The organism is Faecalimonas hominis (genome assembly GCF_054660755.1).
The window spans coordinates 1-26,674 of the sequence record NZ_BAAHSH010000020.1 but is presented as its reverse complement, the minus strand read 5'-3'; the positions used below and the strand labels follow the sequence as shown (position 1 = coordinate 26,674).

Annotated in this window: 20 protein-coding genes and 4 pseudogenes; 10 read left to right on the top strand and 14 right to left on the bottom strand. The window is 36.9% G+C overall.

The window, feature by feature from the left end; genetic code table 11:
* Positions 1–14: 14 nt before the first annotated feature.
* The 14 genes and pseudogenes from ACYQ35_RS02765 to ACYQ35_RS02700 all read right to left on the bottom strand — a co-directional run bounded on the left by ACYQ35_RS02765 (position 15) and on the right by ACYQ35_RS02700 (position 18,843).
* A complete protein-coding gene (locus ACYQ35_RS02765; protein ID WP_459830006.1) occupies positions 15–4,787 on the bottom strand; it encodes a discoidin domain-containing protein in 4,773 nt (1,590 codons plus the stop codon).
* A gap of 143 nt (positions 4,788–4,930) precedes the next feature.
* Complete coding sequence (locus ACYQ35_RS02760; protein WP_459830003.1) at positions 4,931–6,691, bottom strand: family 20 glycosylhydrolase; 1,761 nt, start codon at positions 6,689–6,691, stop codon at positions 4,931–4,933.
* Between the two features lie 178 nt (positions 6,692–6,869).
* The gene (locus tag ACYQ35_RS02755) at positions 6,870–12,431 is read right to left on the bottom strand and encodes a sugar-binding domain-containing protein (protein WP_459830000.1); all 5,562 of its coding nucleotides are present in this window, start codon (positions 12,429–12,431) and stop codon (positions 6,870–6,872) included.
* A 162-nt stretch (positions 12,432–12,593) separates the two neighbouring features.
* Positions 12,594–12,935: a hypothetical protein gene (locus tag ACYQ35_RS02750; RefSeq protein WP_459829998.1), complete on the bottom strand. Its 342-nt coding sequence runs from the start codon at positions 12,933–12,935 to the stop codon at positions 12,594–12,596.
* A 130-nt stretch (positions 12,936–13,065) separates the two neighbouring features.
* Entirely contained in the window at positions 13,066–13,329 is a 264-nt protein-coding gene (gene rpsR / locus ACYQ35_RS02745; RefSeq protein ID WP_009461627.1) for a 30S ribosomal protein S18, read from the bottom strand.
* Between the two features lie 69 nt (positions 13,330–13,398).
* The gene (locus ACYQ35_RS02740) at positions 13,399–13,833 is read right to left on the bottom strand and encodes a single-stranded DNA-binding protein (RefSeq protein WP_459829995.1); all 435 of its coding nucleotides are present in this window, start codon (positions 13,831–13,833) and stop codon (positions 13,399–13,401) included.
* A 21-nt stretch (positions 13,834–13,854) separates the two neighbouring features.
* Complete coding sequence (gene rpsF, locus ACYQ35_RS02735; RefSeq protein ID WP_009461631.1) at positions 13,855–14,142, bottom strand: 30S ribosomal protein S6; 288 nt, start codon at positions 14,140–14,142, stop codon at positions 13,855–13,857.
* A 95-nt stretch (positions 14,143–14,237) separates the two neighbouring features.
* Positions 14,238–14,432, bottom strand: coding sequence for a DUF951 domain-containing protein (locus tag ACYQ35_RS02730; RefSeq protein WP_459829989.1), 195 nt, complete (start codon positions 14,430–14,432; stop codon positions 14,238–14,240).
* 11 nt (positions 14,433–14,443) lie between these two features.
* Positions 14,444–15,268, bottom strand: a complete 825-nt coding sequence (gene srtB, locus ACYQ35_RS02725; protein WP_459829986.1) for a class B sortase — start codon at positions 15,266–15,268, stop codon at positions 14,444–14,446.
* A gap of 338 nt (positions 15,269–15,606) precedes the next feature.
* Positions 15,607–16,200 (bottom strand): type IV toxin-antitoxin system AbiEi family antitoxin domain-containing protein, encoded by a 594-nt coding sequence (locus ACYQ35_RS02720; RefSeq protein ID WP_459829983.1) that lies wholly within the window; start codon positions 16,198–16,200, stop codon positions 15,607–15,609.
* Between the two features lie 224 nt (positions 16,201–16,424).
* Positions 16,425–16,922: pseudogene (locus ACYQ35_RS02715) on the bottom strand (lysine--tRNA ligase); the annotation flags it as partial.
* Positions 16,923–17,095: 173 nt separating this feature from the next.
* Positions 17,096–18,322, bottom strand: coding sequence for a tyrosine-type recombinase/integrase (locus ACYQ35_RS02710; protein WP_459829980.1), 1,227 nt, complete (start codon positions 18,320–18,322; stop codon positions 17,096–17,098).
* A 30-nt stretch (positions 18,323–18,352) separates the two neighbouring features.
* Entirely contained in the window at positions 18,353–18,529 is a 177-nt protein-coding gene (locus ACYQ35_RS02705; RefSeq protein WP_004843915.1) for a hypothetical protein, read from the bottom strand.
* 89 nt (positions 18,530–18,618) lie between these two features.
* Positions 18,619–18,843 carry a DUF6462 family protein gene (locus tag ACYQ35_RS02700; protein WP_009245419.1) on the bottom strand — a complete coding sequence of 75 codons (225 nt, stop codon included), beginning with the start codon at positions 18,841–18,843 and terminating at the stop codon, positions 18,619–18,621.
* A gap of 626 nt (positions 18,844–19,469) precedes the next feature.
* Between ACYQ35_RS02700 and ACYQ35_RS02695 the strand changes: the two genes are divergently transcribed.
* The 10 genes and pseudogenes from ACYQ35_RS02695 to ACYQ35_RS02650 all read left to right on the top strand — a co-directional run.
* Positions 19,470–19,856, top strand: coding sequence for a DUF6290 family protein (locus tag ACYQ35_RS02695; protein ID WP_459829975.1), 387 nt, complete (start codon positions 19,470–19,472; stop codon positions 19,854–19,856).
* Positions 19,834–20,653: pseudogene (locus tag ACYQ35_RS02690) on the top strand (relaxase/mobilization nuclease domain-containing protein); the annotation flags it as partial. The gene ACYQ35_RS02695 and the pseudogene ACYQ35_RS02690, both read left to right, overlap by 23 nt.
* Positions 20,640–21,323, top strand: a pseudogene (locus ACYQ35_RS02685) (MobA/MobL family protein); the annotation flags it as partial. The pseudogenes ACYQ35_RS02690 and ACYQ35_RS02685, both read left to right, overlap by 14 nt.
* The gene (locus ACYQ35_RS02680) at positions 21,301–22,011 is read left to right on the top strand and encodes a DUF6040 family protein (RefSeq protein WP_459830025.1); all 711 of its coding nucleotides are present in this window, start codon (positions 21,301–21,303) and stop codon (positions 22,009–22,011) included. The pseudogene ACYQ35_RS02685 and the gene ACYQ35_RS02680, both read left to right, overlap by 23 nt.
* Before the next feature lie 88 nt (positions 22,012–22,099).
* The gene (locus ACYQ35_RS02675; RefSeq protein WP_270808145.1) at positions 22,100–22,693 is read left to right on the top strand and encodes a type IV toxin-antitoxin system AbiEi family antitoxin domain-containing protein; all 594 of its coding nucleotides are present in this window, start codon (positions 22,100–22,102) and stop codon (positions 22,691–22,693) included.
* Entirely contained in the window at positions 22,694–23,557 is an 864-nt protein-coding gene (locus ACYQ35_RS02670; protein WP_227250082.1) for a nucleotidyl transferase AbiEii/AbiGii toxin family protein, read from the top strand.
* A gap of 148 nt (positions 23,558–23,705) precedes the next feature.
* Positions 23,706–24,401, top strand: coding sequence for a VanR-ABDEGLN family response regulator transcription factor (gene vanR, locus ACYQ35_RS02665; protein ID WP_070101381.1), 696 nt, complete (start codon positions 23,706–23,708; stop codon positions 24,399–24,401).
* 16 nt (positions 24,402–24,417) lie between these two features.
* The gene (locus ACYQ35_RS02660; RefSeq protein WP_015526351.1) at positions 24,418–24,927 is read left to right on the top strand and encodes a VanZ family protein; all 510 of its coding nucleotides are present in this window, start codon (positions 24,418–24,420) and stop codon (positions 24,925–24,927) included.
* A 13-nt stretch (positions 24,928–24,940) separates the two neighbouring features.
* The gene (locus ACYQ35_RS02655) at positions 24,941–26,005 is read left to right on the top strand and encodes a sensor histidine kinase (protein ID WP_459829969.1); all 1,065 of its coding nucleotides are present in this window, start codon (positions 24,941–24,943) and stop codon (positions 26,003–26,005) included.
* Between the two features lie 140 nt (positions 26,006–26,145).
* Positions 26,146–26,610, top strand: a pseudogene (locus ACYQ35_RS02650) (ATP-binding cassette domain-containing protein); the annotation flags it as partial.
* Positions 26,611–26,674: the final 64 nt, after the last annotated feature.

Genomic DNA, 26,674 nt, shown 5'->3' with positions numbered 1-26,674 from the left:
TTTTTCTCCTCAAACTATCTTCTCTTCTTAAACAGAAGTGCTATTGCCGCTCCAAGTCCTGCAATTGTTGCTGTCAATGGTAGAATTGGCGCTTCATCTCCTGTTTTTACAGGTTTATTTGGTTTTGTATTCGGTTTCTGATTTGGTTTATTATCAGGTGTTTCCGGTTTTTGTGGTTCTTGTGGATCTTGTGGTTCTTCTGTATCTGCTTTTACAAGTTGAGCCTGTGCGTCTTTTAACGCATTTAATGCATCTGCAATTTCTTTTTCTGTTGCATTTTCATTAAGATATACTTCCTGTGCGTCTTTTAATGCATCTGCAAATACTTTCCAACTATCCGCTGTGTAGTCTTTTTCTTCCAGTTTTCCTGCTGCTGCTAAAGCATCACTTAAAGCATCTTTTGAAGGTTTTTCCGGTTTTTGTTCTTCTACCTTTTCAAAGTTTGCAGTTAAAACCACTTTTTCTGTTACTTCAAATGTGTACGCTGCATCTGTGCTTACTTCCGCTCCGTTTACTGTCCAATTTACAAATTTGTATCCTTCTTTTGCTTCTGCTGTTACAGTTACATTTTCGCCTTTGTTAAATTCTCCGCCTCCGGAAACTGTTCCCATTGCTTCATCTGATGACTGTACTGTTACTGTATATTTTTCTACAGGATCAACAGGCGCATCTGTTTTTTCAAACTTTGCTGTCAAAGCAGTGTTTCCGGTTACTTTGAATGTATATTCTGCTGCATCAGAAACTTTTGCTCCTAAAGAATTGTACCATCCCGCAAATTCATATCCTGCATTTGCAATTGCTTTTACAGTTACATTTTCGCCTACCGCAACATCTTTACCGCCTTCTACTCTACCGCCTTCTTCTGCCTGTACAAATACAGTGTATGTTCTCTGTGGTGCATTTGCCATATCAAATTCTGATACAGTTACCCAACCATCACTTGACTGTGTTGCTACAAATTTTACTGCAAATACTTCCTGTTCATCGAATGTAAACGTTTTCTTTGAAGCATCATTTGCAAATTTCTGATCTTTTGCAACTTCTTTCCATGCACCGTCAGCAGAATTTTTCACATATAATGACGCTCTTGTTACATATCCACTATTTGTATCTGTTCTCGGTGTGAATGAAAACTGATTAATTGTATATCCTTTATGGAAATCAATTTCTGCCCAGATTTCATCTTTATTTCCTTTTTTACCGTCAATGTTTTCTACTTTATCTGCAACGCCTTTCCAGTTTGAGTGCCAGTGTGTATTTGCTTTTTTATCAAATGCCTTTGTGATTTCTCCTTCTTTATCGCCACCATTTAATGTTTCTGAGTTTGTCTTACCTGTCCATGCTGATTTGTTGTACTCATCTTTTACTTCCGGCGCTGTTGTCACAACAACATTGTCGATTTCTGCTTCGATTGAATCAGATTTTGAACCGATTCTTTCCAATGGAAGCGCAAATGTTGCATGAGAAATATTATCTTTCTTTACCATATTATTATGGAAGAATCTACCTTTTGCATCGCTGACAAATTGTCCGTCCACATACAATTTCGCACTCTGCTGGCGAACGACAATCTGAATGTTCACCTGTTTTCCAACAGGAAGTTCATAGTCAAAGTAGTAATCATATAATTCTCTTGTAAATCCAAGTTTTCCATTGTTCATCACACGAATATCATGTGTTCCGTATGGCGCTGTTTCTTCAAAAATAATATCGCCCGGTTTTGAAGGTTTATCTAATTTGATGTCAAATGAAAGTGCATTTCCATTTCCCAACTGTTCAATAGGAGATGTTACATAACTTTCTTTATCTTTCAAATGTAGTGCTCCGTCTTTTACTTCCGCATTTTTACCATTTTCAAGGTTACGTTTGTTTTCAGAAGAGTCATTTAAATTTCCTTCAAATTTATACTCTGCATAATTATCGCCTTTTTTATCTTCCTGATAATATGGATTTGTATTAGGACCTGTTCCTTTATCCTGAGCAAGTTTTGCTAATTTATCGGCAGTTCCCTTTTCTTTACCTGTTGCTGCCCATGTTTTTTCTGCATAGAATGGTAAAGCGTCAAAGAATCTCCAGTATAAATCTGACTCTGTCAAACCTGAAGCATTCTTATCAATGTTATCACTCCAAATTGCAAATACCGCTCCTAACATCTGGTCATCCCCTGAAGGAACAGACTGATAACCGTTACGTTTTGTTTTTACTTTGCTCGCTTCAAAACTGTCAAAAACTCTGTTTACATTTAGTAAGTCACCGTAAGCATCTTTTCTAGTCTTACTTCCGTCCGGAACCATATAACCATAGTTATCAATTGTATTAATTAATTTATATCCCATGTTATACATTTCAATTCCGTCCGCCCAATCACTAGACCAAAGATTCATCTCAACATTTTCAATTGCTTCCTGTTTAATCGGTGTTATAGGATTGTCTTTAATCCATGTCAAACCTCCCCACATACGAACTGGATTCGTTTCTTTCACATGAGGAACCAATTTGTTTACAAAGTCACGGTAAGATTTATAATTGTATAAAAACTCATCTGCACCGATATGTACTGTTGTATCTTTATCAAATGTCGGATTTGCCCCTTTTGTATAATCATCAAAAATTTCTTCAATTTTATCCATTGCTTTTTGATTTGTTAAATCAAAATGGTCAACTAACGGACGGTTAGCATTTAATGAAGAAACTTGATTTTTTACCATTAATTCAGGCCAAACTTTTGTAAATGATGTTGCATGAGCAGGTACGTCAATCTCTGGAACAACTTTCATTCCCAACTCACGTTCTTCCTGAATAAATTTCTTAAACTCTCTCTTAGAAATAGAATAATCTTTCGCTGTAGGAGATTCTCCTTTATCATTTGTTAAACTTGATTCCAAACGGAATGCTTCATACGCCTTAAACGCTTCATTTTCCTTATTATGTTTACCATAATTTTCTAAGAAAATATAGTTATCTGATAAATGTGCTTGGAAGTCATTCATTTTGTAATAGCGCATTGTCCTTGTAATTTCTTTCATCATCTCTAAAGAAATCGGTTTTCTTGCTACGTCAAGCAATAAACCACGAGTCTGGAAACGAGGATAATCACGCATCTGTCCTACTTTGTATTCTTTACTATTCTCTTTGTACATCTGTAAAACAGTCTGCATACCGTACATATTTCCCGTTACACTTACAGAATCCACATTGATGCGGTCTTCCTTGATGTCCATTGTGTATCCTTCTTCTCCAAGAAGTTCATCAGGCGCTTTCAATGTAAAGTTAAATGCGTTTGCCTGTGCCTCCCCTTTAGAAACTGTCAATGTTTTTCCCGAGAAATCTTTATAATCTTTTACAAACTCATCTACAATCGGTTTTAACTTTTCATCATTGTAAACAACTTTTGTTAATTTATCTGTGCTTACTTTTTTGTCTGAATTAGAATACCATTCTTGAATTTCCGGAATAACAACCGGTTTTACATTCTTTCCTTCTACAGTTTCGTGAAGCCCTTTTACAGTGTAATCATAATCACCTGTAACTTTTTTATTTCCTTTACTATCGGAAACTTCAAAAGAAACTTTTACTAACTTATCTGTCAATGGATGCTGTACTTTACCATCTTTTGCAATAATCTGTTCAAAATCTGCACCATTAATTTTAATTGTAAATCCTTGTGGTACTGTAGGTAATGTAAATGTTGTCGCATCTTTTGCAACTGTTCCGCCTTTTAACCCTGCAATCACACCATCCAAAGTGTTTTCTGTTGGGGCTTGCGCCTGATGATTAGAATATAACTCAATTTCTTCTATACTAATGTTGTTGTAGCCTTTATCAGAAGCATCTTTAACAAGTACATCAAAATCTTTTAACTCGATTTTTGTTGCACAAATCGGTTCAGCAAATGTATAAACTAAGTCTGTCTTATATCCTTCTTTTCCTGTTTCTTTTACATTGTCTACTTTAACTGTTTTTTCTGCACCGCTAATGTCTGTATATTTTAAGTTAAATCCTTTTACGTTTGAAGGAGAAGGTGCAACATCACGATTAAACAGTTTTACTTTCATTTCTTTAATCATTGTCGGTTTTGCAAGTTCTGCTTTTACCCACTGATTCTGATATGTATTCTCTGCACTTGCCCAACGGTTTTCTCTTCCATATTTGCCGTCATTCAATTTATCAGCACCAAACTTATCCACTTCTTTTGAAGATGCTGTTACACTTTTTGCTGTACGCATATGGTTTTTATTTTCTGTCGCTTCAATATCTTGAGCATACACTTCAATCTCACGGATTCCTACATTCACCCAATTTATCTTGCCACCATCAGCATCTAAAATAGTCACTTTTACTGCTTTTGCTTTCTTAGCTTCCGGCAATGTAATTGTTTCTAATTGTTTTGCTCTATCTGTACTGTTTTTATATACTTCTTCATACTGGTCTTGTTCATTTTTAATTTCTACTTTAAACTTTTTAATATTCTGTCCTGCATCATCTCTCTCGAAATGTACGTTAATCTGTTTTACTGTCTGAACACCGTCTAAAGTCACTTCAATATGTTCGTTTTTTGCCTTGTTCTGATCTGTTCCCCACCATGTTTCAAGATTACCGTCAACTGCCTTTGAAGGCGCTGTTTTTTCCGGCTGTCCTGCCGGCTTCTCATAACTAGATGCAGAAGTTGGTCTGTTTAATGCTAAATTCATCTGTGTGGCTGCCTGTACAGGTCCCATATCAACCAATGCTACATTCATAATCATGGCAGCTGATAGCAATCCACTTACTACTTGTTTCTTTTTCATATACTTTTCCCTTTCTCTTTCTATTTTACATAACTTTTCACTATCTATGGATTATATCAAACATCACCGCTATATGATATATGATAAAATATACAAAAAAAGGACGTAGTGTTTGGTTATTTTTCACTACATCCTTTCAATATTTATCTATTTTCTTTGCGTTTTCTTGCGTAGAACATTCCTGCTAGACCTGCTGATACAACTAACATCATAAACCATAATGTCATATTTGTTGTGTCACCTGTTTTGATTGTATCAGATGTACCATCTGTTGTATTTCCACCGTTTGTTGTCCCATTTGTTGTTCCGCTTGTAGTAGGTGCTTTTTTCTCTAATGCTGCAATAGCATCTTCAATTGCTTTTGCCATAGCGTCTACTTCTTCCTGTTTTGTAATATCTAAATCACGTTTTACTGCTTCGATTGCTTTCTCTACTGCTGAGAAATCTTTGTAATCTGCTTTGTTTAACGCTTCTGCTTTAGCGATTGCTTCATCTACTTTTGTATAATCTGCTGTTTTGTAAACTAAAGCATCGATTGCTGCATAGATTGCATCTGCATATCCGTCAACAACTTCCTGTTCTGTCACTCTTTTATTTCTTACAACAGCATCTTTTGCTGTGTTAAGAGCATTTACTGTTTCTTCTGTATATATACTTAAATCAGAAGGGATTTTAGAGATTGCTGCATCTACTTTTGTATAATCTGCTGGACGAATCAAATAATCTTTGTGTTTTTCAGAGAACTGATCCATAAGTGATAAAACTCTGTCCATATCATGTTCTACACTTGGAACATCGCACCATACAGCTTGCATACTTCCGATAATTGGTGTATTTTCTTTATCGCCTGCAATCTGTCTGAACGACACTGTTTGAATCTTCTCTACAACACCATTGTATGGATACGGAACACCTTGTCCATTAATTTTTCCATCGATATTTCCTAATACCCAATACCAAGCATCATTTGTATTTAAAATTTTGTGTCCTTTAGAAGCAAGATATGAAGGTTTTGCCACATAAAATTCCCACCAACCTGCTGTCCAGTAAGAAATAATAATATCTTTATCAAACGTTCCGAACTGGTCATCGTTGTTGTAGTAAATACCGTCGTTGAAACATAATGGTGTCATTCCCGCATCTTTAATCATTCCTGCTACTTCGTTTACATATTCTACGAATTTAGGATAATCTCCTGTTCCCTGTAAACGACTCCAGCCATTATAGTATCCTTCTTTACTTGAATCGATGTCATTTGCATATTCATCACAACCGAAGTTAAAGATTTCACATTTTCCTGAGAAATATGAAACATATTTACTTAACAATGTTTTATTGAAAGCCATTGCTGTTTCATTGTTTAAATCAATTGTTCTTGTAGAAGTTTTTCCGCCATAACTATATTCAGGATTTTTAATTCCTAATTCTTTCATAGCATTTAAAATTCCGTCCATATGACCCGGTCCGTTAATAACCGGAATGATTCCAACATTCAACTCTTTTGCATATGATAAAATTTCATTCATTTCAGATTCTGTTAAAACATTTCCATTCGGATCATTATGGTAAAGATTATTCCCTACTTTGATAGCATTGATAACCTCTTCACTGCTGTAAGAAACTCCTTCTACTTCCATAGACATATCATCTAAAACAAATCTTAATGCATCATTTCCTAATAAAATCTGAACGTCTGTGTAACCGTTCTGGTATGCTTTATTAATAATTGTTTTTAACTGGTCTTTACTAAAGTATTTTCTTCCCGCATCGATTGAGAAAACACTTTTCAATTTCTGTTCTTCTGCTGCCTTAACTGTTGCTGCCTCGCCAGTAGTAAGACTTGCTCCGCTTAAAACGACACCGAAAGCAAGTGTTACCGCAAGTAATTTTTTCATAAATTTCATTTTGCTTTTCTCCTTTTGTTGTCTTTTAAATTTGAATTAATAAGTTACTTTTTCCCTTCCCTCCTTTTTGCGAAAATAACGTTGTGATTATAACATAGGATTATATGTTTTTCAAATACTGTTTAAAAAAATCCCGTTCCATTTCTGAAACGGGATTTTCCTATCTAGTTTTTACAACTTATCTCTTTTTTCTTTTGTAAACAACGATACCAACGATTGCTACAACTGCAACTACCATTAACACAACAATCATTGTGATTGGTGCCTGATCGCCTGTTTCAATGCTTGTCGGTGGTGTTGGAGGATTCTGTTCTTCAGCCTTTCCTTCATCGTTTAAGCGTTTTGTTGCATTGATTAAGTCTGAAAGTGCATCTTTCAATTCTTTTTCTGTTGCATTTTCGTTATCTAGCGCTGCTTTAGCCTGTGCCATTGCATCTTCGTAAACTTTCCAGTTGTCTTTAGAATAGTTTCCTTCTTTGTAGTATGCTAAGCATTCATCATAGAATTTCTGTAATTTTGCACGAAGTTCATCGCGGTCACCATTTTCATCTGGATTTGGATTTGGGTTAGGATTTGGCGTTACCGATTCCTCTTTTAATCCGTTAATTCCGGCATTTAAGTTATCTAATGCTGACTGTAACTGAGCGTCTGTAGCATTTTCATTCGCTAATGTTTCTTCCGCTGCTTTTAATGCTGCTTTAAATGCACTATAACTATCTGCTGTGTATCCGTTTGAAGTAATTGTCTGAGCAAATTTTACTCTTTCTTCTAATGCTTTTCTTACAGTAGATTCCTGTTTTTCTGTTACATTTACTTTAACTTCTGTTGTTTTACCTTCATAAGTTACTGTTACAACTTCGTCAGTTTCTTTTAAGGCTGTTTCCAAAGAAGGTGCAAATGTAAATTTATCTTTTGTCTCTGCTGTGTAAGCAACTTCTGATGATGTATTGTCACTATAGAATACACTTAATACTAATCCTTCCGGATTGAATGTATCACCTACATGGTAATCTGTTTTTGGTGATGTTTTTACTGCAATGCTTGTTAAAACTACAGGGTTCTTTTCGATTGCAAAAGTAGTTTCCAATGTTCCTGAGTATTTTCCAATACCTGTTACAATTGCTTTTGCAGTACCTTCTTTTGTATTATCTGCGTAACTTACTTTGTAATCAATACCGTATGTTAAGGCTTTTCCATTCTGTTTTACAGTTACCTGTGGTTCTACAGGATGTTTTTCATCTACAACATCTACTTTCTGTTTTGCAATAGGGTCGATTGTTACTTTGTTTGCTTCATCAGAAATATCTGTTGTTTCTCTGTTCATTCTTAAACGTAACTCAGCAACTGCCATGTGTTTGTTATTACCTGAGTCTGCATATGTTTCAACACCGATTAATTTGAACGCTTTTGCTTTTACCGGTTTTGTAAATTCAATCAATGTCCAGTCTGCTTTATCTTTAGAAATTGTTCCTTCTGCACACACATCTGTGTTGTTAAATGTTGTGCCGTCTGTACTATATAAAACTTTATATTTTGTCACACGACCATTTCCACCACCATGTACACGTGGGTGATAGTTCATGGCATCGATTGTCGCTGCTTCTTTTAATGTTAATGTAATTTCACGTTTAGATACATTCTCAGCTTCATTTGTTTTCCAGTTTGTATGCCAGTGTGTATTTACATCTCCGTCCAATACATATCTAACAGCGCCTTCATTTGCTGTTGGAGTCTGTAAATATGACGGTGAAGATGCTGTTAAGTCTTCTGTAGGATAATATACATCAGGGTCTTTATCATTTAAGAAGATTGTAAATGTATTTGTTGTTTTGTGATCTTCTGATTCCATGATAATTTTAATCTGATTATCTGCATTCTTTGGAAGAACCGTTACTGCTGCATTATCTTTTGCTTCTGCTATAACATTTGCTATAAGTGCAGATGTTGTATATTTTCCTGATGCAAGTTGTTGTTTTGTCAACTCAACACTGTTTACTGTCAACTTGCTTAATGCAGCAGTTGTGTTTGTTTTTAATGATGTTGTTGCTTTCTTTAATTCAATTTCTGTAATACCTGTACATGGCTTATGATCGCCTAAATTCACATCTTTGTTTGTCAATTCAAATTTAACAAACGTTGCAGGAATTGGTGCATCTAATTTATATGTATACGGTGTAATAGAGTCTTTCGCTGTACCAATTTGTTCATCTGCTGTTACTGGTGTCCAAGGACCCTTTTTTGATTCAGACACATAAATTTTTGTTGTTTTAGCATCTGGGAATCTGGCACTATAACTATCTTCAAAGAAATGAATAACCATTTCTCCAATAACTACCTGTGTATCATATCCAAAAATGATTTCTGCTTTATTATGTCCTTCTTGTGAATAATTAAAGTTTGTCCATACGCTCTTATTTGTTCCACCATTATTATTGGCATCTTTTCCTAAATTGCCATCTTTGATTGCCGGCAAATAATCAGACTGTTTATTCTCAGGAATATTTTGTTCAAGAACTGCTGCTGCACCTGAAACACTGTCACCAATTGCAACATCTTCTTTAGCTACACGTACTGTTGCAGTTACAGCTACTTCTTTACCTAATACGTTTGCTGTTCCGTTTACAGTAACTGTTCCAACTTTATTGTACTCAGACGCATCTTTTTCTTCCCAGTTTACAGGGAATGTAACGTCCAAGATTTCACCATTACTTAAGTACGCTGTTCTTGATTCCGGTAATGTAGGTTTAGTTCCTACCGATACAACTGTAGAGTAATTTAATAATCCGCCTACTTCGTCAATCATATTCACTCTTACAGATACTTTATCTTTACCATCTACAAGACCACTCACATTAAACGCACCTGTCTTATTTGTCTGTTCATCTGTGATTGTATCCCACTTAACCGCTTTCTGCTCTTTCTTTCCGTCAGAATATCTTACTTCGATTGTTTCCGGTAAACTTGGTTGATTTCCAACTTTTACATAGTAATTCTTTGACATAAAGAAACTGTCTACAACAACCTGCTGTTGTTCGCCAGTTGTATCTACTTTTGTTTTTAAAGTAACTGTTTTTCCCTCTAAGCCTTCTGCCGAAACTTTAACAGTAATTTCCCCGGCATTCTTTGTCGACTGTACAATGGCAATTCCTGAACCATTGTAAACTCTACGCTCTTTACCTTTATAAGAGTCATGGTCAGTCTGCCAACCGTTATCTAAACCGACTAAAGTTCCTTCGCCTGTTACTTCAACTTTTACTTTGTCATCTGCATTTGGCACAATATTGCCTTTTGCATCTACTACATCAATCTGCAAGTAAGATAAATCTGTACCATTTGCTTTAATTTCGCTATGGTCAGCCTTTACCTGTAATTTTGCTTCTTGTCCTGCTGTTGTTACAGAAGAACGTCCTTCTGTTTTTGTAATACGTTCTCCTTTTTCATTAAAGGCTCTTGCCTCTAATGTTCCTTCTTCGTACGGTACATTCCATGTACGGTAAAGTTTGTTTGTATCTCCAACAGTATAATAACTATGTCCAACAGTTGTTGTTTTCTTTGTTATTGTCTGTGCTTCTCCAACTTTTTTCGCTGTTGTGCTTCCCTTTGGAGTTAACCATAATTCTACCTTTGGAGCATCTGAATAAACAACAACTTCTGCTCTATTTTGATTGTCCAAAATAATTTCTTCTCTATTCCATGTTGGTAATACATGAAGAGTATTTACTTTATCATTCCACTGGCTCTGATATAAGTAGTAAGAGTCTTTTGGCAATCCTGCTGTATCAATAATACCGAAGAATGAATTCTTTGGCGAAGGCCACTTGCCTTTTGCTCCTGCATCTGTACCATTCCATGGAGTAGGTTCACCAATATAGTCAAATCCTGTCCATACATACTCTCCGGCAACAAAGTCACGAGTAACAACATCATACCAAGCATCACTTGCCAATGCACCCCAGTTAACCTTTGATTTATCATAGGATGTTAATTCCTGAGTATTATTATCTTGCCCTTTCGTATGATATACCCCACGGCTGTTTACTGATGATGCTGTTTCAGAACCATAGATTTTCCAGTTTGGATGTAATCTTCTTAAGTTCTCATAACTACTTCCATTAGAATAGTTTGTACCTGAAGTTCCTCCTACTTCTGTAATCTTATCAGCAATCCGAGAATGTTCCCCAGTAACTCCTTCACCTTTTACCGCATTACTTCCGATAGTAATTTCTTTAGTTGTATCAACATCCTGTACCCATTTAATCATTTTAGGCGTTCTTTCCAAGAATCCACTCTTATAGTTTCCCTCTTGAATTTCATTTCCTAAAGACCATGCAATAACAGATGGTGCGTTATAATCTCTCTTTAAAGTAGCTTTTAAAGAAAATTCAGCCCATGTCATAGTAGATGTTGCATCGATAAGTTTATTATTTTCGCCAATTTGTTTTTCAAAGTATTTAGCAAAATCTTCCGTATTTCCATTCTTAGCATGATGCCAGCCATCGAAGATTTCTTCAATAACTAAAATACCTTTTTCATTACAAACATCAATCAAGTTCTGCGCAGCCGGATTGTGTGTCACACGGATAGAGTTACATCCCATTTCCTGTAATATTTCAACCTGACGTTCGATTGCACGACGGTTTGCCACTGCACCTAAAGCGCCTTGGTCATGGTGCATACAAACACCTTTTAATTTTACAGGTTTTCCGTTTAAGTAAAATCCTGTATCTTTATCACTTTTTGTGTAACGGAAACCATATTCTGTGTCATATGTATCAACAACTTTATCTCCCACTTTTACTTCTGTGCGTACAGTGTAAAGATTTGGATTTTCAATACCCCATAATTTTGGATTGCTTACAGTAAATTCAGCGTTAATATCTGCTTTGTTGTTCGGCTGAACTGTAGTTTTTTGTGTTGTTGTTTCTCCAATAACAGCAGATGGCTTACCTTTTTCAAAAACTTTGTGTGTTAAAACAACGTCTTTCGCTTCTTTTCCGTCATTTTCCACTGTTGTTTTTACTGTTGTTTTTACTGTTGTCTTATTTGTTGCAAGTTCAGGTGTTTCTACCTTTGTTCCGTTTAAAGCAACATTTACAGCGTCTGTCACTGTTAAGTTCACGCTTCTGTAAATACCGCTTCCTGAATACCAACGGCTCGAAGGTGTTTTATGGTCAACCTTAACTGCAATAACATTTTCTTCACCGAATTTGATGTGGTCTGTCAAATCGAATGAGAATGGTGTGTATCCGTATGGGTGTGTTCCTAATTCTTCACCGTTAATATAAACAGTTGAATTCATATAAACACCGTCAAAGTCAAGGCGGATTTCTTTACCTTTTAATTCATTGCCTACAGTGAAGTGTTTACGGTACCAACCAGTTCCTCCCGGAAGGTATCCACTCTCTGCTTCCATTTGCTTTGAATATTCCTGCTCGATACTGTAATCATGTGGTAAAGAAATATTTCTCCACTTAGAGTCATCAAAGTTACTTGTCTGTGCATTTCCTGCATCACCTAAATAAAATTTCCAGTTTGCATCAAAGTTCTGTGTACGTTCTGTTGCATTGTTAACTGTATTTACATATACAACTTCTTTGTCCGAACTCATCTGCGTCTGGGATTGTGTTCTCACATCTATGCTTGCATTCGCTGTAGCTAATGGTGAGAAACAAGACATTGTCAACACCGCTGTGAGCAAAGTTGCTCCGAAACGTGCTGTTCCTTTTGTAAACTTGTTCATTTTCTTTCTCCTCTCCTAAAGTTAGGTTTATTCATACCTTGCTATATTATACAATAGTTTTGGGGATTTGAACAGAAAAACTATCATTTTTGTTATAAAATTTTTCCCGTTTTATATTTTTATCCATACTTTGTACGAAAATGTATTTTCGTTTCCGCTTTTTTAAATATTTAACCATTTCTCGAACTTTCCATTCTGGTATTCCTCTTCAGTAAGCGTATAAATAGGAACAGAGGTTTCTTTCAATTCTTTATTATATACAAAAGAACGGCTTCTTCTTCCCGGTGCAAAAACTAACATATCTATTTCATTTTGAAGTAACTTCTCCACATCTCCATGCGTTTCATCTAAAATTATACACCAATCCAAACTATTTTCTTTACAGAACCGTGTAAATCTCTCCACATACCTTTCCGCCGTTTTGTGATACAGAATATGTGATATAGGATTACTCGGCGTTCCCAGTATCAGAGGCATTTCCCAAATCAATACTGCTTTTTTCATTATACTTCCTCTCCTTTCTTTTTCTGTACCCTTTCTACAATACTTTTTATGGAAAAGGTAAGATGAGTCTTTTTAAATTCTAAAAAAAGAGTTATGACAGATTTCTCCATCATAACTCTTTATGTTTAAATTAGTCCTGAACGTATGGCATTAATGCTAAATGTCTTGCTCTCTTAATTGCCACTGTAAGCGCTCTCTGATGTTTTGCACAGTTTCCTGTAATTCTTCTTGGAAGAATTTTTCCTCTTTCAGAGATGTATTTTCTTAATTTTGCTACATCTTTGTAATCGATTTCGTTGTTTTCTTTACCACAGAATACACAAACTTTTTTTCTTCTGCGTCCGCCTCTTCTCTTCATTGGAGAATCTGCTTTGTTACCTTTATCGTAAGCCATTTTAATTACCTCCTAATTTCTTCTCTTTTCATTACACTGTAATGAATATCTACGTTAATAAATCGCTGTTTAACTGAATGGTAATTCCTCATCAATTCCGTCCGGAATGTTCATGAATCCATCACCAATGTCTGCACTTGGCGACGGCATAGGACTTGCCTGATAACCACTATTCTCACTTGCCGCTTTGCTTTCTGCAAATTCCTGCTCTTCTACAACTACATCTGTTGTATATACTTTTACTCCGTCTTTGTTTGTGTAACTTCCTGTCTGAATACGTCCCGTTACCACTACTTTTAATCCCTGACGGAAATATTTCTCAGCAAACTCTGCTGTTTTTCCAAAAGAAACACAGTTGATGAAATCTGCTGTCGGTTCTCCCTCACGTTTAAAACGACGGTCTACTGCCAACGAATATCTGGCAACTGCAGTTGCGTTCGCACCTTGCGAATATCTGACTTCAGGATCTCTTGTCAAACGTCCCATTAAAATTACTTTATTCATACGATTGCCTCTTTCTTTTCTCTATGCGTCTTGTCTGATGCACAAAAATCTGATTACGTTTTCCATGATACGAAGTCTGCTTTCTACTTCTGCAGGAACTGTTGAATCAGATTCGAAATGAATGAAGTAGTAAAATCCTTCTTTCATTTTCTGAATTTCGTAAGCTAATCTTCTCTTACCCCATTCATCAACGTCTGTCACATTACCACCGAAACGAGCAATAATTTCTTTTACTTTTTCGATTGTTTCTGTTCTAGCGTCATCTTCGATTTTTGCACTGACAACAACGGCCAATTCATATTTGTTCATGTCTTATACCTCCTTATGGTCTTTTGGTCCTCGTCTGCGAGAACAAGGATTTTATATAATATATCACAATTTGATATATTACCATACCCCAAAGGTTATTTCAAGCCTTTTTTCAACTCTTTCGTGTTTTTCTCCACAATCTTCCGTGCTATCATAATCTGATGACCGCACCCCTTACATTTCAGTCGAAAATCTGCTCCCACCCGGAGTATCTCCCACTCAAAACTTCCACATGGGTGTTTTTTCTTCAACTTAACTACGTCGCCCACCTCATATTCCAATTTTTCCAAAGGGATTCCTCCTATCTTTCACTGATTTTTACTGCCTGCAAAACAAATCTGTCCTCGTTACTGTCGATTGTACAAGTGGACAGACTGACGATATGAGAATCTTTCGTCACCTCAGCGTCCGTCTGATAATTTGAAATGGAACGCACATACTCTATGTAATCCATAAATTCTTCATCATTTTGGAAAGTCTTCGTATATGTTCTCGATGTATCTTTTACTACCGCTGCCGAAATCACCTGATATTTTGATTCTTTTCCGTCAGGAGTATAAATATAGAAATAAGGGTGTTCCTTATAGAATGACTCGTCCATATATTTTTCCAACTGTCCAAACATCGAACCGCTCTTCATACGATGTCCATAAATAATTGTATTTTTATCCTGAAAATCTCCTGAATTATCTTTATCTACGAACAATGTACCGTATGTATTTTTTCCCGTACCAAAAAGTTTTGTCAAATATTCTTTGTTATCTTTACTGTGTACAACCGGATAGTTAATTCTTGACGGCTCTTCAAATCTAATCCACCCTATTGTATCCGGATTGATTTCCCACAATTTATTGAAATCAACTTTAAATTTCTCCTCACCCTGCTCGTTCTTCTCTACAGAGATTGCAAGATTTTTGATTTTATCGTACTCATCGTTTCCTTTTTTATAAGAAGAAAAAATCTGATACAGTTGAAAAGCAGAGAAACAAAATACACAAATAGCAACAATCAAAACGATTGTACTAAAAATGGAATTTTTCTTTTTACCTTTCTTTTGTTTGTTTTGATATTTTCCTTCTTCTTTCATTTTTTGTCTGTGTAATTTTCGTTTTTCTTTTGCGTCCATATTTACTCCCTCTTTATATTTTTACTAGAATTCCATTATACCACAAATCATATATAATAAACTATAGCAAATATAAAATAGATTTATTCTCCTTTGTTATCTATAAGTATTTTCCTTAAAACGTCAATAATATTTTCATATGATATTTCTTTTGCATAAGAAAATTTCTTTTACATTTACAATCTTTTCCAATGAACCGCGATGCAATGCCGTAGTTTTTAGTGCATCATCAAATATTCCACCAAATTCATATTTCACAGCAGATGGTGTAATAATATCTCCTATAGATATATCAATAGACAATGGCGTAACAATCGTATCATAACAAGCATTCAGTTTTACACAGTAACCTCCATATATCGTTTTAATATTTTATCTACGCCAAATTTTGAAGCATACACCGCCAGCAAATTCAAATCTTTATTTGAAGTTTCGGCATAATTTTTTATTGCACTTAGAATCGTCTCTTCATCACCTCTGCTCCTTGAACGCAACAAATCACAAATCGTACGTTCCAAATTATAACAACGTACTTCATTTCCGAGTGTTGTCTTTCGAGTGGTCATTCCTATCTGATATAATTCCGGTTTTATATAATAACATATGCATTCTGCCTGTATAGCCTTTGATACCCTCGTATTATTTGGAATTGTTATAGAATGAACAAATGGCGTCCTTTCCGATAAACCATTTAAAAATAATGATGTATCATGAGAAAAAATGATTTTCTTTGAACGCAACGTCAATGTGTACATATCATCATGAATTGAATCCGGAAGTACATACACACCTTGCCTTTCTCTCTCCAACAATCCTGCCTTCTCATATTTTGAAAGAAGATAACGCGAGAACCCTAGTTCTACAGCCTGCGACGTGGTAATTATATTATTGTTATTTTTTAGTGTTTCTAATATTACTGCATTCAATTTCATTTACATCACCCATTCCACATTAATATCAACATACTTTTCTTTATTGAGATGAATGTCAATCATTTTTTACGTTTGTCGGCTTCCTCAACTGGTGTACGCATCACTAATCCTAATATTCTCAAAAAAGGGCACTCTTTGAAAGATTTTCCTTTCAAAAAGTGCCCTCAACAATCTATATTGTTGGAATACAAATCTATTGTCAAACTCTGAAGATTATTACTCTTTTAGTACAACTTCGCCCCTGCCGGAATTCTGTCATCTACCATAAGAACATTCAGTCCTTCTCTTCCCTCTTCAAGGTGAGTTGCAGAGATAATCATACCGCAGGAATCAATTCCCATCATTTTTCTTGGAGGAAGGTTGACAATCGCAATTAATGTCTTTCCTACCAAATCTTCCGGCTCGTAGTAGTCATGAATACCACTTAAGATTACACGATCCTCTCCGCTTCCGTCATCAAGAACAAATTTCAAAAGTTTTTTGCTCTTCGGAACTGCTTCACATTCTTTTACCTTTACAGCACGGAAATCAGATTTGCTGAATGTATCGAAGTCAACCATATCCTCAAACAGTGGTTCCACTTCCACGTTAGAGAAATCAATTTCAACCTTAGCCGCTGTAGGTTCTTCTACAGCTTTTGCAACTGTTGATGTTGCCTGTGCAGCGTTGTTTGCTTCGTTCTTAGCAGCGCCCTGTGACTTCATTGTCGGGATTAATTGAACGATTCCTTCCACCCTTGTCCACCGAGCTCCGTCAGGCACCGTACACATCCAAAAACCGATTTTTTTGGTCTTCCACTGAGGTCCATAGAGCCACAAGTCAGCTGTGTCATTCGTGTTGTACAAATTGTTTTGATATATAGATTGTCTCTTCAAGTAACAAGACAATTCTCTACTTATATCATAATCTTTCCCTGGAGATTTGCAACAATTTCCTGCTTTTTCTCCTGTGTCGCTTCCGCATAAACATCCATGGTTGTTGTAATATCTGAGTGACCCATGATACTTTGGATCACCTTCAAATTCGATTCATTCTCACACAGTCTTGTGCAGAATGTGTGCCTCAAATGATGGGCTGAAAAATGAGGGATAATGAGTGGTTCTCTATCCTCTTTCTCTGCTTTTTCTATTTCATCTTTGTTATATGCAACTCTTGCCCTTTCAATCGCTCGATTAACTGCATTTGGTAAATATACCGTTCCGGTTGCCGTTACAAAAACGAAATTTGAATATCCATCAATCTCTTCTGAGGAAAAGCCAATGCACTTTTGGATCTCATACTCATCCAAAAAAGCATTGAACACTTCATCGATCATCGGAATGGTTCTCCGTCCTGAAATCGTCTTTGGTGTAGAAATATGCTTGACCGATTTTCTGTTTTCATCAGGTCTGTAGATAAAAGTATGATTCACACTGATAATGCGCTTTTCAAAATCCAGGTCATCCCATCGAAGACCGATGCATTCACCAATTCGCATTCCTGTTCCAAGAAGGACCGTTATAATAGGTACCCATCCTTGATATTCCCGATGGGCTTTTAAGTAATCCATAAAAGCTTTCTGCTGTGGAATCGTAAGCGCATGTCTCGGATTATCTTCCCAGATATGGCTCTTTTTGATTTCTGCCATTAATCCGTCTGTCGGATTTTGTCTGAGCAGTCCATCCCTTACAGCCATCTGGAATGCCGGATGCAACTGTGTATGTATACTATCCAGCGTATTTGCTTTCATTTCTTCATCCAAGATAATACGATAATAGAATTTTTTCACATCAGAATATTTGATCTTACCAATCAGTCTTTTTCCAAATGTTGGTCTGACAAAGTGATTATACATATAAAGATAATTCACTTTTGTTGATGGTTTCAAATCATATTTCTGTTCGATAAACCGATCATACAGTTCATTCAGCGTCATCCTGTCAGCCAGCTGCGGATTCAGTCCATCTTCTTTGTCGCGGATGATTTTTCTTTCTTTTGCTCTGAGTTCAACCAATGTTTTTGCGTAAACAGTTCGTCTATTTTTATCTAAATCTGTATAAGAATAAGAATAGCGACCGTCTTTTCTCTGACTCTCACCGGTTCGCAACACATACCCCCGGCTGTCTTTTCTTGATTTTGCCATCCTCTCACCTCACTAATCGTGAGGAGCATCTTAGCTGTGCTTATCCTGTCGGTATAATAGTTCCAATCCTTTCTTAAGCACCTGCCCTTTTGTAAGATCGTACTTTTCAGCATAAGCTTCCAATTGCTTCTGCTCAGCATTGGAGAAACGGATGGTGAAACGATAATTCATGGGATCATCACTCTTTGGTCTTCCCATCTTTGCCATACTATTTCCTCCTTCCTTACAACACTATTATACTTTATGTCCGACAACAAGTCAACGTGTTTTGCTCCTCATGTATTACATTTTATTTTTTATAATTCATCTCTGAAATTTTCAAGATATTCATCCACAATCTCTGTATTGACCAGAACAACTCTCTTCACATGATAGACTGCTTTCGCATCTTTCGCTAATTCCTGAAATGTATGCAACCCCATAGAATATAATTGTGCCCCTTCCTCATAACGGACAAATTTCTTTCTTCCGACCTGCACAAGCTTTTCCAATTCTGGAATTTCTTTTCTGACTTTAGGCATGAAAAAACCTCCTTCCTTCGTACATAAAAAATATCTTTCATATATACAAAAGATGGAGGGTGAAAATACAGCCTCTGATATGTAATTTTTTTTGGCTTTAGAGAAAAATTATGTATTATCGTTCAAATTGTAGCACGAAACGGTAATTCTTCATTTCTCCCTGCAATATAAACAGGCAAAGAATCCTGATGATTCCATGCTTCATATTTTATAGAAATCCCGAATACGCTTGTAAACATATTTCTTGTTCTCCTTTTAACTCATTTTCTTTCACTTTAACTTTGTCAATGTTAAAAGTCAAGTTTTTGAGTTATTTTGATTTTTCTAAAATTCTTTTCTCTCACACCCTGTATTTTCCCCCTCCATCTTTTGTATATGTAAGAGGGTTCGTAGATTAGAGCAAGATCCACCCAGGTATTACCGTATCGCCATTTTATGGCTACGGCATACCTCCGGGTAAGTCTCTTGATGGGGATTCCGATTCCCCATGCCCTCGTACAGACATCAAAGATATCTGTTGGCTCTCTATCAAAGATAGTCGCAGCACTTTATATAACCGGAAGGGACAGCCGGTTAAAAAGTGTAATCGCACATCTAAGATGTCTTATCAAAAAGGAAGGAGGACTATGGCACCTAAGAAGAAAGAAAAGAATCTCAAGAGAAGTAACATCATCACGTTAAAATTAACGGATATTGAATTGGCAGTGTTAAATGAAGCCGCTGACATTACAGGAATTTCCCGTTCTGAATATGTGAGAAAACTTCTGCTTGAGAAGCAAATCAATCATCAGATTGAAGTTGTTGCAGACATGGAAGTGCTCAGAAAACTGGTCAGTGAATATGGGAAGATCGGATCGAATCTCAATCAGATCGCCAAGTATTTTAACAGTGGTGGCAGTCAGTCACGTGCTATAGAAAATGAAATTCATCAATACATCACTGACTTATTTCAGCTGAGAAAAGAGGTACTGAAACTGGCAGGTGGTATGAATGGCAATCGTAAAACACATTAAAAGCAGAAATGCAAATTACTCAGCCGCCATCAATTACCTTCTGTTTGAACATGATGAAAAAACCGGGAAAAAGATTGTAGATGAATCCGGTCGAAGCATCCTGCGAAAAAAGTTTTATATGGATGCTGAACTGTGATCCGATGTCTTTTGACAAGGAATGTGAACTGACAAATGCTCATTTTCACAAAAATAAGAAACGTGAAGATATCAAAAGTCACCACTACATTATCAGCTATGATCCAGCCGATGTTACTGAAAACGGACTTACCGGTGAGAAAGCGCAAGCTATCAGTTTGGAACTTGCAAAGCAGATGTTTCCCGGATATCAGGCACTGGTAGTTACTCATACCGATGGTCACAATGAATCCGGAAATATCCATACTCACATCGTCATCAACAGTGTAAGAAAAGATGCAGTAGAAAGACAATCATATATGGATAAACCACATGAAGAAGCTGCCGGTTACAAGCATCGTTCCACCGATAAATTCATGAACGCATTCAAGAAAACAGTCATGGAACAGTGTCAACAGGAAGGACTTCACCAGATAGATCTTCTTGCTCCGGCTGAAAGAAAAATCACTCAGAAAGAGTATATGGCACAGAAACACGGCCAGCAAACAATAGATGAGATCAATCGGAAAATTATCGAAGATGGTCTCAAACCAACATCCACCGTATTCCTTACGCAGAAAGAATATTTGCGACAAGCGATTGATGAATGTGCTGTCACTTCCAGTAATTTTGATGAATTCCAATCTAAACTTCTGGAACTATTTCAGATTGTCAATATGGAAGGAGTGGTTGAATGACATTAGAAGAAAGCAAAGAAGTAATTCCCATGATGGAAGCAATGATTACACAGATAGAGGAACAGCAGAATATCATGGCAGAGATGCTTCAGGAGATACAGGTAAAGGACGAGAAGCTGATGTGTTTTCAGGAGCAGGAAGAACGATTGCAGCAATTAGAGAGCGAATTATCAGAACTGCTTCAAATCTTGCCGGATACAGAAGAACTGCTGATGCTTCTGGAAGAAAAGACAGACCAGATACAGCAACTTACAGACGAGAATCAGCAATGGCAGGAATTAGTACAGAAATTAAACAGCGAGAACCGATTATTACAGAAACAGAACAACGAATTGCTGACATTGAACAGCAGATAGATAAAGCGAGGGATATAGATGACAGAATACGAAAACTCAAAGAGCGACGATCAACTGGAAGAATTGCTACTGCTGACGGAGCAGATGCAGGAAGAACTCGACCAGAAAGACCGGACTATCGAGGAACTGAAAGTGCAGCTCGACGAATCGCTGACCTTGAACGAGAGGTTAAACAGCGAGAACAGAGCAGGGAACATTCAAGCCTTAAAGAACGACTTGAGGAAAACAAAAGAATTGTTGCAGAGCGAGAAAGAGAAAACGCACGCTGCCGAAATCATGACAGAGGAATGTCAAGATAAGCTAAGGCAGGCAGAACAGGAACGGGACTATGCACTCTCTCATCAGAAAAAAGTAGAGATACCGGTTGAAAAGCCGGTACTCTATCAAAAGTGTGGGAACTGTAACCAGACAGCTTATCTGAAAGCCAAGGAAAAGTATGATACGCAGAGAAAAAAACTGGCAGGCAGATATAAAACAAAAACAGCCATGTATGAAGCATTGATGTTTCTGCTGATATGGTATTCCGTATCAACTACTCTTTTTCAGATGATACGGTCAAAAATATTTATTTCTGATTGCGTGGTATTCTTTGATACAATCGCAACTTTCACACAGACCATTGCTGGCTGGGTTGTACTGACAGGAAAGACCGTGGCACAGATTAGTAATGGAATATCCAATCCTGTCGTTGCCGGAATTATATACTGGCTGATAAGAATACTGATCTGCGGTGGATGTTTGGTGGGTGCTGGAATACTTGTAGCATTTATAGGGATAAAGATTGCAGAGTTATATAAGAAGTGCTGTTGGGATATGATTACCATAATGGTAATACTTATAAGCATGGCAACAGCTATCTACTTTGGGAAGTGGATAAAGACAACATTGCCAATCAATCTGCTATTTCTCTTATTATTCGTGCAACTGGTATATGTTGGAATAAGGTGGTATGTAAAGGGATGGCGAGAAACAAGGGGATATCATTAAAACAAAAATACCGATATTTTATTGGTACTATATGTCTTTACTTTCGTGCTAATATATATTATAATATTAGCACGAAAGGAGAAAGCATATGACTCAGTTTGAAAAATTAGATTTGTTGTTGCGTGAATATGGAGGGACAATTCAGACATTTCAAGTTCTAAATAATGGAATTAGTAAGTCTGTGTTTTATGCATATGTGAAGGAACGAGGATTAGAACAAGCTGCTCATGGTGTGTATGTATCGCCGGATACGTGGACAGATGCAATGTACCTTTTGCATTTACGTTGTGGTCAAGCTGTATTTTCTCATGAAACTGCATTGTTTTTTCATGATTTAACGGACAGAGAGCCTTTGAAATATACCATAACAGTAAGAACTGGATATAATCCAAGTCGTTTGCAGGAAGACGGTTTTCAAGTGTACACAGTAAAAAAGGATTTACATGAAATAGGAATCATAGCTATGCAGACATCATTCGGACATTCCGTTCCCGTTTATGACATGGAGAGAACAATTTGTGATCTGCTTCGTAGCAGAAAAAATGTTGAAATGCAGGTTTTTCAAGACGCATTGAAACAATATGCAAAACGTAAGGATAAAAACTTACGGATGCTTATGAAATACGCAGCTATGTTTCATGTTGAAAACATACTTAGACCATATTTGGAGGTGTTACTTTAGATGATAACAACGGCAAGACAATTAAAGGATTTAATTCGTAATCTGTCAAAGAAAAAATCCGCAGACGCACAGATTTTGATGCGGAATTATATGATGGAACGTTTTTTAGAACGAATTTCTTTATCAGAGTATAAAAACCAGTTTATATTAAAAGGTGGAATGCTTGTGGCGGCGATGGTTGGTCTGGATGCCAGAGCTACTATGGATCTGGATGCTACCATAAAAGGCACTAATGTTAGTGTGGAGGATGTAGAAATGATTATATCCCAAATTATATCAATTCCACTGGACGATGGTGTTTCATTTCGGGTCAAACGGATATCGGAAATCATGGAAGAAGCAGATTATCCTGGTGTTCGTGTAAGCATGGAAACGAAATTTGATGGTGTAATCACACCATTAAAGATTGATATTTCTACAGGGGATGTAATTACACCAAGAGAAATCAAGTACAAATTTAATCTTATGCTTGAAGACCGCACTATTGAGGTATGGGCATATAATCTGGAAACGGTATTGGCTGAAAAATTGGAAACTGTTGTTAGTCGAAACGTTACAAATACACGAATGAGAGATTTTTATGATATTTATATTTTACAAAAGTTGTATGGAGAACAACTCCAAAAACAAGTTTTATGGACTGCACTTGTGGCTACAGCCAAAAAAAGGGGAACATTAGACCTGATAGAAGCTGAGGATATAAGAGAAATATTTGATGAAATTGAATCAAGTCCGGTTATGGAGACCTTATGGAAAACATATCAAAAAAATTATTCTTATGCTGCTGATATTTCATGGCATGCAATTGTGAAGTCAATCTGTGCATTATATGGAAGTATATTGGAGAATATGTATGACACATAAAAAACTGATATGTAATTTGCGTTAGCATTTTGAGTTGCCTAAATTCGAAAGTTAGGAAAATCTTAATAATTTCTCAGGCAATCCATTGTGAATTTAGATGTTGTATTTGCTATACTTAATTGGATATATGAGCAAAGGAGTTGAAAATATGTCTGAAAAGATATTGATTATAGATGACGAGCAAGATATAGCGGATCTGTTGGAGGTCTACTTGAAAAACGAAAATTACGTCGTTTATAAATTTTACTGCGCAACGGATGCCATGTCGTGTATTGAAAGCGGCGACATTGATCTTGCCATTCTGGATATTATGCTCCCGGATATGAACGGCTTTTCACTTTGCCAGCTTATCCGAAAGAAATACACTTATCCAATCATAATGCTAACGGCTAAAATTGAGGAAACGGATAAAATAACGGGGCTGACATTGGGCGCGGACGATTATGTGACAAAACCTTTTCGCCCACTTGAAGTAGTTGCCAGAGTGAAAGCACAGTTAAGACGTTACAAGAAATATTCGCCCGGTATCATCACAGAGAAAGTTCCATCGGAACTTTCCTATAACAAATTGTGCTTGAATGTTCAAACCCACGAATGTTTGTTGGATGGGGAACCTGTTTCTCTAACCCCGACAGAATTTTCTATTCTCCACGTCCTTTTGTCAAGTGCTGGAAATGTTGTAAGCATTGAGGAACTGTTTCATGCGGTTTGGAAAGATGAATACTACTCTAAAAACAGCAGCACAATTACTGTGCATATCCGGCATCTGCGCGAGAAACTGAACGATACTTCCGATACTCCGCAGTATATTAAAACGATTTGGGGTGTCGGCTACAAAATTTAAGCGAAAGGAGAACACTATGAAGAGAAAATCAAATTGTTTGGCAACTATTTTATTCTTAATTTATCTGGCACTTCTGGTTTGGATCATACTGTTCAAACTACAGTTTTCAATCAGTGATCTGGATAAAGTAAGGAGTATAAACCTTATTCCTTTTCACTATGACAAAGAAGTTGGCGCAGCATTTCACTTAACAGAGGTACTCGAAAATTTCTTGATTTTTGTTCCTATGGGCATTTATCTTCAAATGCTTCTGCCAAGAACAAAATTATATGTGAAGTTCATGCTGATTGCTGGAACAAGTTTTTTATTGGAAACTATGCAGTATATCTTAGCAGTCGGACGTTCTGATATTACTGATGTACTTACAAATACGGCAGGTGGTCTTTTGGGGCTTGCTGTATATTCGATGGCAGCCCGGTTAATCGGAAATAGAATAAAAGCAAACAGACTGTTTTCCATTCTGGCAGGCATAGTAAGTGTTGTCGTGATTGGTCTGCTTGGCTTTCTTCTGTTTGCTAATCGGTAGGAGGTGTATTCTCATGTCGAATAAAGAAATGACAACAGAAAAGCGCCTTAAAGTGCGCTTATACCTATCATTGCTGGTTTATACCGTTGTTGGATATGGTTTGACCCTTATCTTGGACTACACCTTTTCAAAATTTGACAACGGTATTTTTGCATGGCTCTACTGGCGGCTTGATCTGCTTTTTATTTTGTATCTGATGCTCGGCTTTATATGTATCTTCAATTACTATTGGAAAAAGCCGTGGGGCTATCTGGATGAAGTAATTGACGCAACCCAAACGGTCTATGAGCAGAACAATCATACAGTATCGTTGTCTGAGCCACTGAAAGAACTGGAGGAACAGCTCAATCAGATTAAAATGTCTGTTCTGTTGAGCAAGCAGGCTGCAAAGCAGGCAGAAGAAAAGAAAAATGAAATTATTATGTATCTGGCACATGATATACGCACCCCTCTCACAACAGTAATCGGCTATTTGAGCCTGCTCCATGAAGCCCCTGACATGCCTGAACAGCAAAAGGAAAAGTATGTAAAAGTGGCGTTGAATAAGGCAGAGCGCCTTGAAAAGCTCATCAATGAACTTTTTGAAATTACCAAGTACAATGCACATACGGTTATTATCAAAAAAGAAACTGTGGATTTACATTGTCTGATTGCGCAGGTAATAGATGAAATATATCCGACACTCTCCGCAAATGGCAATACAGCGGTATTTACTGCGGAGGATAACTTATCCGTGAACGCTGACCCTGAAAAACTGGCGAGAGTTTTCAGTAATCTTTTACGAAATGCTGCGTCATATAGTTACCCGCAGACAGAAATCACTATATCCGCCAAACGGTTAGAGCATGATATTCAGATCACTTTTGAAAATCATGGAAAAACAATTCCACAGGAACAGCTTAACAGTATATTTGAAAAATTCAATCGCTTGGATGATGCTCGGCTTTCTAATACAGGTGGTGCGGGACTTGGTCTTTCTATTGCGGAAGAAATTATACATTTACATGGTGGAAAGATTACTGCATCCAGTCAAAACGAAACCATAGACTTTGTGATTACATTACCACTTTCCGCTTAGGAAAATAAGAATGTGATCTTAGGAATTACTTAGGAATTTAAGCGTGTGATTTTTGAGATTGAAAAGCCTTTGTTCGGTACAATGATTATCGAACAAGGGCTTTTTATTGTTCAGCTGAAGCAAAAGAAAGGAGTGTAAGCATGGAACTGAAAATAGAGCATTTAAGCAAGCAGTTCAAAGACAAAACAGCAGTAAATGATGTCAATCTGACATTGACTCCCGGCGTTTGGGGACTTTTGGGGGCGAATGGTGCAGGGAAAACCACGCTCATGCGCATGATTGCTGATATTATGACACCAACCAACGGAGCGGTTTACTATGACGGAAAAGACATTCGAGAGTTAGGTGAAGTCTACCGAAGCAAGTTTGGCTTTTTGCCGCAGGATTTTGGGTATCACCGGGATTTTACGGTCAAAGATTATTTGGAGTATATGGCTGCGCTGAAAGATATTCCTACAAGGGCAACCACCCAAAAGATCAATCATTTGTTGGACATTCTTTCGCTCTCCGATGTGAAAAAGAAAAAAATCTCCAATCTGTCAGGCGGCATGAAGCGTCGTGTTGGTATTGCGCAGGCTATGTTGAACGACCCGGAGATACTGCTATGGACGAAGAAGAAGAACAGATCGAGACCGTTTCAAGTTTTGTGTAAACGTTAAAAACTGATAT

Excerpts from the sequence above, each read along its gene's own strand:
- ACYQ35_RS02705 (WP_004843915.1), bottom strand. The coding sequence starts at position 18,529 with ATGGCAAAGATGGGAAGACCAAAGAGTGATGATCCCATGAATTATCGT.
- srtB (WP_459829986.1), bottom strand. The coding sequence starts at position 15,268 with ATGGACGCAAAAGAAAAACGAAAATTACACAGACAAAAAATGAAAGAA.
- ACYQ35_RS02695 (WP_459829975.1), top strand. The coding sequence starts at position 19,470 with ATGGCACCTAAGAAGAAAGAAAAGAATCTCAAGAGAAGTAACATCATC.
- ACYQ35_RS02740 (WP_459829995.1), bottom strand. The coding sequence starts at position 13,833 with ATGAATAAAGTAATTTTAATGGGACGTTTGACAAGAGATCCTGAAGTC.
- ACYQ35_RS02755 (WP_459830000.1), bottom strand. The coding sequence starts at position 12,431 with ATGAACAAGTTTACAAAAGGAACAGCACGTTTCGGAGCAACTTTGCTC.
- ACYQ35_RS02680 (WP_459830025.1), top strand. The coding sequence starts at position 21,301 with ATGACAGAGGAATGTCAAGATAAGCTAAGGCAGGCAGAACAGGAACGG.
- ACYQ35_RS02670 (WP_227250082.1), top strand. The coding sequence starts at position 22,694 with ATGATAACAACGGCAAGACAATTAAAGGATTTAATTCGTAATCTGTCA.
- ACYQ35_RS02700 (WP_009245419.1), bottom strand. The coding sequence starts at position 18,843 with ATGCCTAAAGTCAGAAAAGAAATTCCAGAATTGGAAAAGCTTGTGCAG.
- ACYQ35_RS02720 (WP_459829983.1), bottom strand. The coding sequence starts at position 16,200 with ATGAAATTGAATGCAGTAATATTAGAAACACTAAAAAATAACAATAAT.
- ACYQ35_RS02760 (WP_459830003.1), bottom strand. The coding sequence starts at position 6,691 with ATGAAATTTATGAAAAAATTACTTGCGGTAACACTTGCTTTCGGTGTC.
- vanR (WP_070101381.1), top strand. The coding sequence starts at position 23,706 with ATGTCTGAAAAGATATTGATTATAGATGACGAGCAAGATATAGCGGAT.
- ACYQ35_RS02675 (WP_270808145.1), top strand. The coding sequence starts at position 22,100 with ATGACTCAGTTTGAAAAATTAGATTTGTTGTTGCGTGAATATGGAGGG.
- ACYQ35_RS02655 (WP_459829969.1), top strand. The coding sequence starts at position 24,941 with ATGTCGAATAAAGAAATGACAACAGAAAAGCGCCTTAAAGTGCGCTTA.
- ACYQ35_RS02660 (WP_015526351.1), top strand. The coding sequence starts at position 24,418 with ATGAAGAGAAAATCAAATTGTTTGGCAACTATTTTATTCTTAATTTAT.
- ACYQ35_RS02710 (WP_459829980.1), bottom strand. The coding sequence starts at position 18,322 with ATGGCAAAATCAAGAAAAGACAGCCGGGGGTATGTGTTGCGAACCGGT.
- ACYQ35_RS02765 (WP_459830006.1), bottom strand. The coding sequence starts at position 4,787 with ATGAAAAAGAAACAAGTAGTAAGTGGATTGCTATCAGCTGCCATGATT.
- rpsF (WP_009461631.1), bottom strand. The coding sequence starts at position 14,142 with ATGAACAAATATGAATTGGCCGTTGTTGTCAGTGCAAAAATCGAAGAT.
- ACYQ35_RS02750 (WP_459829998.1), bottom strand. The coding sequence starts at position 12,935 with ATGAAAAAAGCAGTATTGATTTGGGAAATGCCTCTGATACTGGGAACG.
- rpsR (WP_009461627.1), bottom strand. The coding sequence starts at position 13,329 with ATGGCTTACGATAAAGGTAACAAAGCAGATTCTCCAATGAAGAGAAGA.